The organism is Anoxybacillus ayderensis, assembly GCF_013761015.1.
GTDB classification, from domain to species: domain Bacteria; phylum Bacillota; class Bacilli; order Bacillales; family Anoxybacillaceae; genus Anoxybacillus; species Anoxybacillus ayderensis.
The window spans coordinates 329,820-343,426 of sequence record NZ_JACDUV010000001.1 but is presented as its reverse complement, the minus strand read 5'-3'; the positions used below and the strand labels follow the sequence as shown (position 1 = coordinate 343,426).

The window sequence follows — 13,607 nt, the reverse complement described above, 5'->3', positions numbered from 1 at the left end:
GATTTCATTTGACCTTTATTGACCTTTTTTGTATGATAAAAGTACATAAAAAAACGAATGATCGGAGGAGGAAGAGTATGAACTTAATTCCTACAGTTATTGAACAAACGAGCCGCGGGGAGCGCGCCTATGACATTTACTCCCGTTTATTAAAAGACCGCATCATTATTTTAGGAAGCCCAATTGACGATCATGTTGCCAACTCGATCGTTTCTCAGCTTTTATTTTTAGCAGCTGAAGATCCTGAGAAAGACATTTCTCTTTACATTAACAGCCCTGGTGGATCGATTACAGCGGGCATGGCGATTTACGATACGATGCAATTTATTAAGCCAGACGTATCGACCATTTGTATCGGTATGGCGGCTTCCATGGGTGCGTTTTTACTTGCAGCAGGTGCCAAAGGAAAACGTTTCGCATTGCCAAATAGTGAAATTATGATTCACCAGCCGCTTGGTGGCGCACAAGGTCAAGCGACAGAAATCGAAATTGCGGCAAAACGCATTTTATTCTTACGTGATAAATTAAACCGCATTTTGTCTGAAAATACAGGACAACCGATCGAAGTCATTGAGCGCGACACAGACCGCGACAACTTTATGACAGCAGAAAAAGCAAAAGAGTACGGTTTAATTGACCGCGTATTAACACGCGTTGACGAAAAATAAAAAAGGCGGCATGCCCGCCTTTTTTTATTATGCTTCTTGTTCAACATAGTGCACAAGCTTGTTTAACGCTTCTTGTTCATCGGATCCATCCGCATAAATCGTAATGACCGCCCCTGTATGAATCGCTAAACTCATAACACCCATAATACTTTTCGCATTTACTTTTTTTCCGTCTTTTTCGATATAAACGTCAGCTGAAAAGCGGTTCGCTTCTTGAACAAACAACGCGGCTGGGCGCGCTTGTAATCCTGTTTTTAGGCGTACTTCCACTTGTTTTTCTACCATCATGTATTCCTCCTATAATTTTATAAAGATTTATGAAAATCAATTGGCTGACCGGCGCGAAGCCGTTCCGCAATTTCATCTAATTTGCGCAGACGATGGTTAATACCAGATTTACTAATTTTTCCTCCCGTAACCATTTCCCCAAGTTCTTTTAATGTTACATCTTGATATTCCATGCGCAATTTTGCAATTTCACGAAGTTTTTCTGGCAGTTGATCAAGTCCAATCGTTTCGTCAATATAACGAATGTTTTCAACTTGGCGTAACGCTGCGCCAATCGTTTTGTTTAAGTTCGCCGTTTCGCAATTGACAAGACGATTGACAGAATTGCGCATGTCGCGGACGATGCGCACATCCTCAAATCGTAATAACGCTTGATGTGCTCCGATAACGCTTAAAAACTCGGCAATTTTCTCTGCTTCTTTTAAATACGTAATAAATCCTTTTTTTCTTTCTAATGTGCGGGCATGTAAATGAAAAGCCGTGTTCATCAGTTCACAAAGCGATTCGTTATGCTCACGATACAATGAAAAAATTTCTAAATGATAAGACGATGTTTCCGGATTGTTGACAGATCCCCCTGCTAAAAAGGCACCACGCAAATACGAGCGCTTGCAACATTTTTTTTGCACAAGCTCTGGTGAAATGGAACGGACAAAAGAAAATCCTTCTTCCATAATTTTTAAATCTGACAATAACTCATGCGTCCCTTCTACCACGCGTACAATATACACGTTGTTTTTCTTCAGGCGCATCTTTTTACGAACAAGTAGTTCGACCGCTACGTCGTACCCTTTTTTTAATAACGTATAAATCCGCCTTGCAATTGCGGCATTTTCCGTTTGAATATTTAACAATAAACGGCGATTGGAAAACGAAATCGAACCGTTCATTCGAATTAAGGCGGACAATTCCGCTTTTAAACAACACGTTTTTACTTCGATATTCGTCAATTCTTTTTTTGTTTCCGATGCAAACGACAACAATCTCACCTCCTATGAATATGTGCCGTGCGAAGGAGGTGCAAGGAGCGAAACGAGCAACGCCGCTACTTTTTTTGTATCGTGACGCACCGTTCCATCTCGCTCATCGATGATCGCATCACAAATGACTTGTAAACCGAGCGCCTCTAACTTTTCCGTATCACAAACGACTGGTGCAGCCCATTCTTTTGCATACCGTTCTTTTGTTTCTGGCAAAATCGGCGCATCGTTTACAATGATTGCATCTAAAAATGCACACGCCATATGATCATACAGCGCTTTCACATGATCGCTCGCCGTATAGTTTAACGTTTCTCCTGCTTGGGTCATGACGTTGCATATATATACTTTTTTCGCTTTTGATTGACATACCTCTTCGCCAATTTTAGGAACGAGTAAGTTCGGTAAAATGCTTGTATACAAACTCCCGGGACCGATGACAATTAAGTCAGCCGACCGCAATTCCATAATCGTTTCTTCGAGCGGTTCAATATTTGCGGGAGTTAAAAATACACGTTTTATTTTTTTTCCGGAATACGGAATTTTCGACTCCCCTGATACAATCGTCCCATCTTCCATTTCCGCATGCAACACAACGCTTTCATTCGCTGCTGGCAACACTTTTCCGCGCACATTTAACACTTTCCCCATTTCACGAACTGCATGCACAAAATCGCCCGTAATAGACGTCATCGCCGCTAAAATTAAATTACCGAGCGAATGACCTGATAACCCATTTCCGTTTTCAAAACGATGTTGAAACAGTTCGACGATGAGTGGCTCCACATCAGAAAGCGCAGCAAGCACATTTCGAATATCTCCAGGCGGGGGCATATCGAGTTCGTCGCGCAATCTTCCCGAGCTTCCGCCGTCATCTGCAACGGTCACGATCGCTGTTAAATCGACATTATATTGCTTTAAACCGCGAAGCAACACAGGGAGACCTGTTCCCCCACCAATGACAACAATTTTTTTCATCGGTGCGTATCCTTTCTTTTTGCAATATCTCGATGTGACACGTGCGTTGTATATTCGTCTGCAAAATGGCGCGCGATATACTCCGCTAACGTAACAGAACGATGCTGTCCACCTGTACATCCGATGGCAATCACCACTTGGCTTTTTCCTTCTCGTTTATAGTGCGGAAGCATAAACGCCAACAAATCTGTGACTTTTTCAATAAATTTTTGCGTTTCCGTCCACTTTAATACGTAAGATGACACTTCTTCATCTAATCCTGTTTTCGGACGCATATGTTCAATGTAGTGCGGATTTGGTAAGAAGCGGACATCAAAAACGAGATCGGCATCAATCGGTAGACCGTATTTGAAACCAAATGAAACGACATTGACAGAAAAAGTTGTCGTTGCTGGTGTTGCAAATGTTTGAACAATTTTTTCACGCAGCTCTCGCGGTTTTAAGCTGGACGTATCAATAATCATTTGTGCGCGCCCTTTTAATTCTTCAAGCAACTCGCGCTCCAACTTAATCCCTTCAAGCGGCAACCCGCTTGGCGCAAGCGGATGAGAACGGCGCGTTTCTTTATAGCGGCTGACGAGCGTCGCATCGCTTGCATCTAAAAATAAAATTTGTGGGGTTACCCATGATGTTTCCGCTAAATCATCCAACGCCGCAAAAAGACGGTCAAAAAAGTCACGGCTCCGCAAATCCATGACGAGTGCAATTTTATTCATTTTATTTCCTGATTCTCGAATTAATTCAAGAAACTTCGGCAACAATGTCGGCGGTAAATTATCGACACAAAAATAACCTAAGTCTTCAAAACTTTGGATAGCTACCGTTTTTCCTGCCCCCGACATCCCTGTAATAATAACCATTTGAACATGTGCTGAGCCTGTGCTCATCTTCCTCTCCCCTTTCTTTAACTCGGATCAAGTCGGTAAGACAACAACTCAAATTCCTCTGTATACGTAAACGTACCATACATCATTCCTGTTCCTTTAATGACATAATCAATAATATGGTAATCGCCCGGCGCCATCGGAAGCGTTGGAATGTGCTCAATGGGATGCCAAGCAAGTTCTCCTTCTTCACATTGTAATACGTTTTCACCTTCAAAATGTTCCGCAAAAAACGTGAACATCATCCACTCTGAAACGACTTCTTCTCCTCGTTTCATGACAAATGTAAATACCCCTTTTAATTGAGGGTTTTTAATATAAATGCCTGTTTCCTCGCGATATTCACGCACACAAGCTTCTCGTACCGATTCCCCTTGCTCCATTTTTCCACCCGGCGCCACCCACCAGCCACGCCGAGGCTTTTTCAACAAAAGAACGTGTCCGTCTTTTACTAATACGCAGTTCGTTACTCGTTGCAACGTCCGTTCACCTCAATACTCAATAATGAATATGTTTTTTTCATTATACTATTTCTTACAAACGGTCACAAAGTATAAATTTTGAAACGTTTTCATCACATAAAAAAGAAAGCACGGGACGAAAGCCCGTGCCAACAAGTGTATATAAAAAGGGGGTCAATTACTTACTTTTATCATACTCTTTTATTGTTTCAAGCGTGTTACAGTTCAATTAAAGCAACATTACGTTTTTATTACTTAATGTTAAGCTTTTCCTTTAGTTCTTCCACGTAATGTTGTGCACTTTGTGCCGCAATACTTCCGTCTCCTGTTGCCGTAACAATTTGACGAAGCGACTTCTCACGAACATCTCCCGCCGCAAAAATGCCAGCCACTTTTGTTTCCATCAGTTCGTTCGTTTCAATGTAGCCATTCTCGTTCGTAATGCCGAGTGAAACAAACGGCTTTGTTAATGGCACCATACCGATGTAAATAAACACACCGTCGCATGGAAACTCACGCTCTTCCCCTGTTTGCGTATGAACGAGCGTCACGCTGCCGACACGACCATCTTTTTCGTTAATTTGCTTTACTGTATGGTTCCAAATGAAATCAATTTTTTCATTTGCAAACGCCCGTTGCTGTAAAATTTTTTGTGCACGCAACTGGTCGCGGCGATGAACGATCGTCACTTTGCTCGCAAAACGTGTTAAATATACGCCTTCTTCCACTGCTGAGTCTCCACCGCCAACGACGACAAGCTCTTTCCCTTTAAAGAACGCTCCGTCACATACCGCACAATATGAAACGCCGCGCCCCCCTAATTCTTTTTCACCAGGAACGCCAAGCTTTTTATACTCTGCCCCTGTTGCAATAATAATCGCACGCGCTTTATATTGTTGGTTGCTTGTTACAACCGTTTTATATTGTTCGCCATCAATCACTTCTTTCACATCGCCGTATGCATATTCAGCACCAAATTTTTTCGCATGTTCAAACATTTTTGTCGCCAATTCGGGTCCAAGAATATGGTCATATCCCGGATAGTTTTCTACTTCTTCTGTATTTGCCATTTGACCGCCAGGAACTCCACGCTCAAGCATAAGCGTCGATAAGTTCGCCCGCGAAGTGTATACCGCCGCCGTCATTCCCGCAGGACCTGCGCCAATAATAATGACATCATAAATTTTTTCTTGTGACACGTTTCTTCCACCCTTTCTGCATACATGACTGTTCATTTTATTGTTTCCTATCTCTATCGTAATACAACAAAGCAAAAGGGTCTATTAACTTGCTCATTCGTGCCACTGTTGTTTAATGATTTTCGCATACTTTCCAACCGTTGCTACTGACACCCCGTAACGCTCTCCAAGCATGCGCTGCGTCACACGCTCACCACGATGTTTACGAAACATATATTCAAATGCCGCTGCCCATGCCTCGTGATTGGAAAATGAATCGATTTCCCTCATCGCCTGAACAAAAAAAGAAAACCAAGCAATATATAAAGGCTCGTATTCAAAACCGTTATGTTGAACAAGTAACGTGACAATGCGGTGCGCATCTACCATAGGTTTTTGAAATTCATTTCCATATACATAATCGCTCCACTGCTGTAAAAACGAATGAGACCACGATTGCTTCGGAAACGGACAATCGTCTGCTACAAACGATTTGCTGATTAAATATAGCGCATAAAATGAAGAAGCTATATCTTGCTTTTCAAATAGCGATTGAATATGCTCAATCGTCTGTTCACGATAGCGCCAAGGCTCGCTTCCTTTTTTATCTGGATGAAGCGCAATTAATTTTTGCCACATCGACTCCGCTAACGTGCGATATCCCATATGATATGCAGCATATGCATACCAATAATAAAACGGTGCATCTCCTTCAAAGCCGCGCCGTTGTAATTGACGGAACCATTGAAAAGCTAAGTCATAGCGTCCAACAATCGCAAACGTCACTCCAAGCTTATAACGGTGCTCAAGTGAAATCGGATATACGTTTTGCAACGAATGAGTGAGTAAAAACAATCGCTCCTGTTCCTGTAAATAATACGAAAACACCGCATCATTGCAAAGCGCATGTAAATTTCCTGGATTTTGCTTTAAAATGTATTCGATCGTTTGCCGTGCCTTCCCGACATTGCCTTGATAAAAATAAGCGAGCGCTAAATTGTTGTAAGCGGCCCAATTTTCTGGATGTTGTTCAATCATTTCTTCAAACAAAGCAATCGCTTCCTGAAATTCGCCTTTTTCAAGGAGCGAACGAGCCCGTTCTTGTTTTATTAACATCTCGTCATAATTGAGCCACTCATCATCATCTTGTTCAATCGTTAAAATATCTAATAAATCGAGCGTATATTCCGCAAATTCCCCGTCTGGCTCGCGCTCCATATATTGTTCAGCATACTTCGCCGCCTCGCCAAATAACCCTAAGTGGGCATAGTTGTTTGCTAAAAAATAAAAGCATTCCGTTAAATCATCATCACGTTCAATGACGCGCAATAACCATTCGTTCGATTGCGCATATTCCCCCAATTCTGACAATACAATCGCCAATTGACATGCAAATGTGCTTTGTTCTGGCTCGAGTTGTACCGCCCGTTGCAAATATGCTTTCGCTTTATGCAAATCACGGCGACGATAACATGCTAATCCTTTATTAAAAAAGTACGTACCGTCTTGAATAAACGGAATGACTTTTCCGACACGTTTTTGCAAATGTTTTTCCATCGAACCCTCCATGTTGATTTCTTTCACCGAAAGAAAGTATACCACATTTTCGCTCCAGAACAACATGGATGGGCGAAAAAGCGTTACCGATGACGCTCCGCTAATACAGAAAGCACATCATCGAGCGACACGCGCTGTTCACGCAACAAAACGAGCAAATGATACAATAAATCGGCTACTTCCCATCGCAGTTCTTCTTTTGAACGGTTTTTTGCCGCAATAATGACTTCTGCTGCTTCTTCCCCAACTTTTTTTGCGATTTTATCGATTCCTTTTTCAAATAAATATGTTGTGTACGATCCTTCAGGACGCCTCGCTTCACGCTCCGCAATGACCGATTCTAACACATTTAGCACTGCAAAACGATCTGGTTTAGCAACAGGCTTTTCATCTTGCAACCGATGATGAAAACAAGAATATTCTCCCGTATGGCATGCCGGTCCTTTTGGTTCAACAAGAATAAGAAGTGCGTCTGCATCGCAGTCGTAGCGAATGTCAACCACTTTTTGTACGTTTCCGGACGTTTCCCCTTTATGCCATAGCTCTTGCCGCGAGCGACTGTAAAACCATGTTTCTTTCGTTTCTAACGTTTTTTGTAGCGATTGCTCGTTCATATATGCTAATGTCAGCACTTCTTTACTGTGCGCATCTTGTACGATGGCCGGCACAAGCCCTTGCTCATTAAATCGAATATTCATCGAACGTTTACCCCCTTTTCGCGCACGTACTGTTTCACTTGTTGGACAGACGTTTCTTTATAATGAAAAATCGAGGCTGCTAATGCCGCATCCGCTTGAGCCATTTGAAACACATCAACAAAATGTTGAGCGCACCCTGCTCCTCCCGATGCAATGACAGGGACGGGCACCGCTTCACTTACTCGTTTCGTTAACTCTAAATCAAATCCATCTTTTCCGCCATCGCGATCCATGCTTGTTAATAAAATTTCTCCTGCCCCGCGCTTCACAGCCTCTTTCGCCCAGTCAACGACTTCCCAATCTGTTGGGCGTCGACCGCCATGCGTATAGACGCGCCACGACTGCATCGTTGAATCATACTTTGCGTCAATTGCCACAACAATACATTGCGAACCAAAAAATTGCGCTCCTTCTGTAATAAGCTCGGGGCGCAACAATGCCGATGTATTGACAGACACTTTGTCCGCACCCGCACGCAAAATCGTTTTCATATCTTCTAATGTGCGAATTCCGCCTCCGACAGTAAACGGAATCGCAAGCTGAGCAGCAACACGGCGCACGACGTCTACCATCGTTTTTCGACCTTCGTGTGACGCAGAAATATCTAAAAAAACAAGCTCGTCCGCCCCTTGTTCATCGTATACGCGCGCAAGCTCAACCGGATCTCCCGCATCGCGCAAGGAAACAAATTGCACACCTTTCACGACGCGACCATCTTTCACATCTAAACAAGGGATAATGCGCTTTGTAATCATTTCCCCACCGCCTTTAACGCCTCAGCGACTGTAAACTGATTTGTATATAACGCTTTGCCCACAATCGCTCCGCATACTCCATCGTTTTCAAATTGTTTTAAGGAGCATAAATCATCAAGCGAGCGAATGCCTCCGGAGGCAATGACACGTTTGTTTGTTTCTTTCGCTAGCCGAACGACGGCGTCGATATTTGGTCCTGATAACATTCCATCTGTCGCAATATCAGTAAAAATAAACGTTTCCGCCCCAGCTTCCGCAAGCTGTTTGCCAAGCTCAACAGCTTCGATTGTTGATGTATGCGTCCATCCTTCTGTCGCAACAAACCCATTTTTCGCATCAATGCCGATGACAATGCGCTCACCGTATGTGCGAAGCATCGCTTTTACAAATGGAGGATTTGAAATGGCTGCGCTCCCTAAAATGACGCGCGCCACACCTCGCTCTAAATAATATGCGACATCTTCTTCCGTGCGAATGCCACCACCAACCTGAACGTTCACCCCAAGCGTCTTTGCTACTTCAACGACGAACGCATCGTTGACTCGTCTACCTTCTTTCGCCCCATCTAAATCGACCATATGAATCCATGTCGCACCTTGCGAAACGAACGAACGAGCCATTTCAACCGGGGAATGACCGTATACCGTTTCTTGACTGTAATCTCCTTGTATAAGGCGAACGCACTTCCCACCGCGCATATCGATCGCTGGATAAATAGTAAACATTAGCCCCTCTCCCTTTCTACAATCCTCGCATAGTTTTGCAATAGACGCATACCGAGCGTTCCGCTTTTCTCTGGATGAAATTGTGTACCAAATATTGTGCCACGTCCAACAACTGCAGGAACTTCCACATCATATTGGGCGCTAGCTAACACAACCGTTGGTTCATTCGTTTGCACATAATACGAATGAACGAAATATACGTGCCCTCGCTCAACACCATCAAAAAGCGGGGATCGTTGATGAAAAACGAGCTCATTCCATCCCATATGTGGCACTTTATACCGTTTTCCCTCTTTTGTCATACCGCTAAAACGAACGACGCGGCCTGGAAGCAACTTTAACCCAGACGTCAAACCATTTTCTTCGCTTTCTTCAAACAACAGTTGCATGCCTAAACAAATGCCGAGAATCGGCTTTCCTTTCGCTACTTGTTCGTGAATAAACGAATCAAGCTTCGTTTCTGCTAAAATGTGCATCGCATCTTTAAATGATCCAACACCCGGTAAAATGAAGCCATCTGCTTGGCGCAATTGATCTTGATCACTTTCAACAATATACGGTACGTTTAGCCTTTCTAACGCTTTACTGACGCTATATAAATTTCCCATTCCATAATCAATGATGCCGATCATTTACAACATCCCTTTCGTCGACGGTACCGATTTTACGCGCGGATCGATCATCGTTGCCTCATCGAGTGCACGAGCGAGCGCTTTAAATACTGCTTCAATCATATGGTGCGTATTGCGACCGTAATGAATGATGACGTGTACATTCATTCGTGCTTCTAATGCTAACTTCCATAAAAATTCGTGCACAAGCTCGACATCAAACGTCCCTACTTTTTCACTTGGAAACTGACCGCGAAACTCGAGATGTGGACGATTGCTTACATCAATCACGACTTGGGCAAGCGCATCGTCCATCGGAACGAACGCATTTCCGTATCGTTTGATCCCTTTTTTATCACCGAGCGCTTCTCGAATCGCTTGCCCTAAACAAATGCCGATATCTTCTGTCGTATGATGATCGTCAATGTGCGTATCCCCTTTCGCATGAACAGACAAATTAAAATGTCCATGCTTTGTAAATAAATCAAGCATATGTGTTAAAAACGGTACCCCTGTTTCTAACTCTGTTTTTCCTTCCCCATCAATCGCAAACGTAAGCTCAATTTGTGTTTCATTTGTCACTCGTTTGACTGTCGCTGTTCGCATCATTTTTCTCTCCTTTTCAACCGTTCCTCTACTGCTCGCGCATGTGCTTCAAGCCCCTCTAACCGTGCAAACGCTGCAATTTTTTCTACATGTTGTTGCCATGCTTGCTCGCTATAAAAAACGATGCTTGATTTTTTCATAAATGCATCGACTGTTAGCCCAGACGAAAAACGGGCGGTCCCGTTTGTCGGTAATACATGATTCGTTCCCGCAAAATAATCCCCAACCGGTTCAGAGCTGTATGGGCCTAAAAATATCGCACCTGCATGTCGAATGTCACTTAATTGCTCAAACGGCTCGGCCGTCATAATTTCTAAATGTTCTGGCGCTAATTCGTTTACGACATCGATCGCTTGCTTCATTGTATCGGTCACATAAATGACACCATAATCGCGAATCGCTTTTTGTGCGATGTTTTTTCGCGGGAGGGTAGCTAATTGCTTTTCGACTTCTTCTTCTACTTTTAGCGCAAGCTGTAAAGACGGTGTAACAAATATGCTAACCGCCCGTTCATCATGTTCCGCCTGCGATAATAAATCCGCCGCAATTTCATTCGGCTTTGCCGTCTCATCCGCTAGCACAACAATTTCACTCGGTCCCGCAATCATATCAATATCCACTTGGCCGAACACTTCCCTTTTCGCGAGTGCGACATAAATGTTTCCAGGTCCAAAAATTTTATCGACCGGCTCAATCGTCTCCGTGCCGTACGCTAATGCGGCAATCGCTTGAGCGCCACCAACTTTATATATTTCTTGAACGCCGAGCTCACACGCCGCAACAAGTACAGCTGCCGGCAACGTTCCACGCTCATTTGGCGGGGAAACGATGACGATACGCTTTACTCCAGCCACTTGCGCAGGAATGACATTCATCAGTACCGATGACGGATAAGCCGCTGTTCCGCCCGGCACATATAAACCGACCGCATCAAGCGGAGTTACTTTTTGTCCGAGAATCGTTCCATCTTCGCGCGTCATAAACCATGACGTCGCGCGTTGCCGCTCGTGATATTCGCGAATGTTTTGTGCCGCTTCGCGAATAATATGAACAATTTCTTCATCAATGAGCCAATATGCTTCTTCAATTTCTTCTTGCGTAACCGCTAGCGTATCAAGTGAAATGCCGTCAAACATTTCCGTATATTTTTTTAGCGCGGCATCTCCGTTATTTCGCACCTCATCAATAATTCGCTTCACCGCTTGTCTTTGTTCTTCCGTTCCGCTTTCAATCGTCCGCCGAAGCGAAACCGTCCCTTGTACACGTTCAATTCTCATTGCTCTCCCCCGCTTTCTCAATCGCATATGTTAAACGATCAACCATATGTTCAATCGCCCGATCTTGCATACGATAACTTACTGGATTGACAATAAAACGCGACGTTACATGAACAATTCGTTCAAGCTCAATGAGCCCATTTTCTTTTAATGTTCGCCCTGTCGAAACAATGTCGACAATTCGTTCCGCTAAACCGATGAGCGGTGCTAATTCAACAGAACCATTTAGTTTAATAATTTCCACTTGTTCCCCTTGTTCACGAAAATATGTCGATGCGATATTTGGATACTTTGTTGCGACTCTCGGGGCGATCGGATGAACGCGCGTGTTCGGTAGCCCTGCCACCGCCAAATAACAAGGGCTAATGCGCAAATCTAACATTTCATACACATCACGCTCTTCCTCAAGAAGCACATCTTTCCCAGCAATGCCGACATCGGCAACCCCGTGTTCCACATATGTCACTACGTCCATTGGCTTTGCTAAAATAAAGCGCAGCTGCTCGTTCGGCACGTCAATCATCAATTTTCGTGAATGTTCTAAATCATCAGGAATGTCATATCCCGCTCGTTTTAACAATACGAGCGCCTCAGTAAAAATACGTCCTTTTGGCATCGCAACCGTCAGCATCATTGTTCATCCTTTCCGCGCTTCCCTAATACGTACACGACATCATCAAACGATGCAGTAAATTGATCCATATTTTGAATACCTGCGATGTGCTGCAATACAACGTTTTCTCCTTTTCGCCTCATCTCCGTTGCTTTCGCATATGCCTCAGTGAAACGTTCTTGACTAAAAATAATGCACGTCGTTTTTTCTCCACGCTGTTGCTCCCCAATCGCTTCCATCAGACGATCGAGTCGCACGCTAAAGCCAGTCGCAGGTGATGGACGATGAAATTTCGCTAGCAATTCATCGTATCGTCCACCATTTCCAAGTAAAAATCCAACGTTTTTGGCGTACACTTCAAAAAGAACACCAGTATAGTAGCTCATATGACTCACTAAGCTCATATCTAATTTCACCATATCGGTAACGCCATATTGGTCAACATACGTCCATAATTGTTCTAATTCATCAAGAGCGCGTCGCTCCGCTTCTGTCGTCGCATATGCTTTTCCTTCTGCAACGACTTCCTTTCCACCTCGTAATGTTAAAAGGCGTAAAAGGCGATCGCGATCAATCGAAGAAAGCGGCAATGACTTGACATGCTCTCGATAACCGACATAATTTTTTTCATATAAAAAGCGACGTAACGTTTCTACTCGTTGTTCTTGACGCAAAATATCAAAAAACAACGCATCAACGTAACCAATATGACCAATCGTTACCGTAAAGTCACGTAGCCCTGCCCGCTTTAACGCAAAAATCATTAAACTAATGACTTCCGCATCGGCATACATCGTGCCGTCTCCGATGTATTCCACACCTACTTGCTCAAACTCTGCCGGTCGTCCTCCTTCCCGCTGTTGAGCGCGAAATACATTTGCTGCATACGCTAAACGGAGCGGGCAACCTTCCTCATATAACTTCGATGCCGCTAAACGAGCGATGGGGGCAGTCATATCTGGACGCAATACGAGCGTATGTCCTTCACGATCAAGCAGCTTAAATAGTTGCTGATCTAAAATAGCCGATGCCTTTCCAACCGTTTCGTCATATTCTAACGTCGGCGTTTCAATAAACGAATACCCCCACGTTTCGATTTCTGCCATCATCGCTTCGCGCAACAGACGTTTTGTTTTATATACATCCGGCAACGTATCCCGCATGCCGAGCGGCTTCTCAAACATAAATACTCTCATTTTCTTCCCGTCCTTCTTTTACTTTAGTTCGCTAATATATTAGCAAAGTAAAGCCTGTTATTTGTAGTTTACTCTCCGTTTTTCGTTTCGTCAACTACAAACTCATTCGATGTTTTTCGATTTGAATCCTTT

At 43.6% G+C, this 13,607-nt stretch carries 16 protein-coding genes; 1 reads left to right on the top strand and 15 read right to left on the bottom strand.

All coding sequences use genetic code 11. The features are described 5' to 3' along the window. Window positions 1-32 precede the first annotated feature (32 nt). Window positions 33-668 (top strand): ATP-dependent Clp endopeptidase proteolytic subunit ClpP, encoded by a 636-nt coding sequence (gene clpP / locus HNR63_RS01710; protein WP_075039260.1) that lies wholly within the window; start codon window positions 33-35, stop codon window positions 666-668. Window positions 669-695: 27 nt separating this feature from the next. Here clpP and HNR63_RS01705 read toward each other — a convergent pair whose 3' ends face one another. From HNR63_RS01705 to HNR63_RS01635, 15 genes are all read right to left on the bottom strand, one after another. Further along, the gene (locus tag HNR63_RS01705) at window positions 696-953 is read right to left on the bottom strand and encodes an HPr family phosphocarrier protein (RefSeq protein WP_035062829.1); all 258 of its coding nucleotides are present in this window, start codon (window positions 951-953) and stop codon (window positions 696-698) included. Window positions 954-973: 20 nt separating this feature from the next. Further along, window positions 974-1,936 (bottom strand): DNA-binding protein WhiA, encoded by a 963-nt coding sequence (gene whiA, locus HNR63_RS01700; RefSeq protein WP_021093696.1) that lies wholly within the window; start codon window positions 1,934-1,936, stop codon window positions 974-976. Window positions 1,937-1,948: 12 nt separating this feature from the next. Continuing rightward, window positions 1,949-2,914, bottom strand: coding sequence for a gluconeogenesis factor YvcK family protein (locus tag HNR63_RS01695; RefSeq protein WP_021093697.1), 966 nt, complete (start codon window positions 2,912-2,914; stop codon window positions 1,949-1,951). Further along, window positions 2,911-3,801 carry an RNase adapter RapZ gene (gene rapZ / locus HNR63_RS01690; protein ID WP_021093698.1) on the bottom strand — a complete coding sequence of 297 codons (891 nt, stop codon included), beginning with the start codon at window positions 3,799-3,801 and terminating at the stop codon, window positions 2,911-2,913. Before rapZ ends, HNR63_RS01695 begins: the two co-directional genes overlap by 4 nt. A 17-nt stretch (window positions 3,802-3,818) precedes the next feature. Then, a complete protein-coding gene (locus tag HNR63_RS01685; protein WP_021093699.1) occupies window positions 3,819-4,277 on the bottom strand; it encodes an NUDIX hydrolase in 459 nt (152 codons plus the stop codon). Between the two features lie 233 nt (window positions 4,278-4,510). Next, window positions 4,511-5,458, bottom strand: coding sequence for a thioredoxin-disulfide reductase (gene trxB, locus HNR63_RS01680; protein WP_181519605.1), 948 nt, complete (start codon window positions 5,456-5,458; stop codon window positions 4,511-4,513). A gap of 93 nt (window positions 5,459-5,551) precedes the next feature. Then, the gene (locus HNR63_RS01675; RefSeq protein ID WP_181519604.1) at window positions 5,552-6,994 is read right to left on the bottom strand and encodes a tetratricopeptide repeat protein; all 1,443 of its coding nucleotides are present in this window, start codon (window positions 6,992-6,994) and stop codon (window positions 5,552-5,554) included. Between the two features lie 83 nt (window positions 6,995-7,077). After that, window positions 7,078-7,692, bottom strand: a complete 615-nt coding sequence (gene hisIE / locus HNR63_RS01670; protein ID WP_181519603.1) for a bifunctional phosphoribosyl-AMP cyclohydrolase/phosphoribosyl-ATP diphosphatase HisIE — start codon at window positions 7,690-7,692, stop codon at window positions 7,078-7,080. Then, complete coding sequence (gene hisF, locus HNR63_RS01665; protein ID WP_021093703.1) at window positions 7,689-8,447, bottom strand: imidazole glycerol phosphate synthase subunit HisF; 759 nt, start codon at window positions 8,445-8,447, stop codon at window positions 7,689-7,691. Before hisF ends, hisIE begins: the two co-directional genes overlap by 4 nt. Then, complete coding sequence (gene hisA, locus HNR63_RS01660) at window positions 8,444-9,172, bottom strand: 1-(5-phosphoribosyl)-5-[(5-phosphoribosylamino)methylideneamino]imidazole-4-carboxamide isomerase (RefSeq protein WP_181519602.1); 729 nt, start codon at window positions 9,170-9,172, stop codon at window positions 8,444-8,446. Before hisA ends, hisF begins: the two co-directional genes overlap by 4 nt. Further along, entirely contained in the window at window positions 9,172-9,804 is a 633-nt protein-coding gene (gene hisH, locus HNR63_RS01655) for an imidazole glycerol phosphate synthase subunit HisH (protein WP_181519601.1), read from the bottom strand. The genes hisA and hisH overlap by 1 nt, the downstream gene beginning before the upstream one ends. Next, window positions 9,805-10,392, bottom strand: coding sequence for an imidazoleglycerol-phosphate dehydratase HisB (gene hisB, locus HNR63_RS01650; RefSeq protein WP_181519600.1), 588 nt, complete (start codon window positions 10,390-10,392; stop codon window positions 9,805-9,807). After that, window positions 10,389-11,666 (bottom strand): histidinol dehydrogenase, encoded by a 1,278-nt coding sequence (gene hisD / locus HNR63_RS01645; RefSeq protein ID WP_181519599.1) that lies wholly within the window; start codon window positions 11,664-11,666, stop codon window positions 10,389-10,391. Before hisD ends, hisB begins: the two co-directional genes overlap by 4 nt. Next, window positions 11,656-12,297, bottom strand: a complete 642-nt coding sequence (gene hisG, locus HNR63_RS01640) for an ATP phosphoribosyltransferase (protein WP_165551134.1) — start codon at window positions 12,295-12,297, stop codon at window positions 11,656-11,658. The genes hisD and hisG overlap by 11 nt, the downstream gene beginning before the upstream one ends. Then, window positions 12,297-13,475 (bottom strand): ATP phosphoribosyltransferase regulatory subunit, encoded by a 1,179-nt coding sequence (locus HNR63_RS01635; protein ID WP_181519598.1) that lies wholly within the window; start codon window positions 13,473-13,475, stop codon window positions 12,297-12,299. The genes hisG and HNR63_RS01635 overlap by 1 nt, the downstream gene beginning before the upstream one ends. Between the last annotated feature and the right edge of the window lie 132 nt (window positions 13,476-13,607).

What these genes read in the sequence shown, in the direction of transcription:
- clpP (WP_075039260.1), top strand. Translation starts at nt 33, where the DNA reads ATGATAAAAGTACATAAAAAAACGAATGATCGGAGGAGGAAGAGTATG.
- hisG (WP_165551134.1), bottom strand. Translation starts at nt 12,297, where the DNA reads ATGCTGACGGTTGCGATGCCAAAAGGACGTATTTTTACTGAGGCGCTC.
- HNR63_RS01705 (WP_035062829.1), bottom strand. Translation starts at nt 953, where the DNA reads ATGGTAGAAAAACAAGTGGAAGTACGCCTAAAAACAGGATTACAAGCG.
- HNR63_RS01695 (WP_021093697.1), bottom strand. Translation starts at nt 2,914, where the DNA reads ATGAAAAAAATTGTTGTCATTGGTGGGGGAACAGGTCTCCCTGTGTTG.
- rapZ (WP_021093698.1), bottom strand. Translation starts at nt 3,801, where the DNA reads ATGAGCACAGGCTCAGCACATGTTCAAATGGTTATTATTACAGGGATG.
- HNR63_RS01675 (WP_181519604.1), bottom strand. Translation starts at nt 6,994, where the DNA reads ATGGAAAAACATTTGCAAAAACGTGTCGGAAAAGTCATTCCGTTTATT.
- hisD (WP_181519599.1), bottom strand. Translation starts at nt 11,666, where the DNA reads ATGAGAATTGAACGTGTACAAGGGACGGTTTCGCTTCGGCGGACGATT.
- HNR63_RS01635 (WP_181519598.1), bottom strand. Translation starts at nt 13,475, where the DNA reads ATGAGAGTATTTATGTTTGAGAAGCCGCTCGGCATGCGGGATACGTTG.
- hisB (WP_181519600.1), bottom strand. Translation starts at nt 10,392, where the DNA reads ATGATGCGAACAGCGACAGTCAAACGAGTGACAAATGAAACACAAATT.
- hisH (WP_181519601.1), bottom strand. Translation starts at nt 9,804, where the DNA reads ATGATCGGCATCATTGATTATGGAATGGGAAATTTATATAGCGTCAGT.
- hisF (WP_021093703.1), bottom strand. Translation starts at nt 8,447, where the DNA reads ATGATTACAAAGCGCATTATCCCTTGTTTAGATGTGAAAGATGGTCGC.
- hisA (WP_181519602.1), bottom strand. Translation starts at nt 9,172, where the DNA reads ATGTTTACTATTTATCCAGCGATCGATATGCGCGGTGGGAAGTGCGTT.
- hisIE (WP_181519603.1), bottom strand. Translation starts at nt 7,692, where the DNA reads ATGAATATTCGATTTAATGAGCAAGGGCTTGTGCCGGCCATCGTACAA.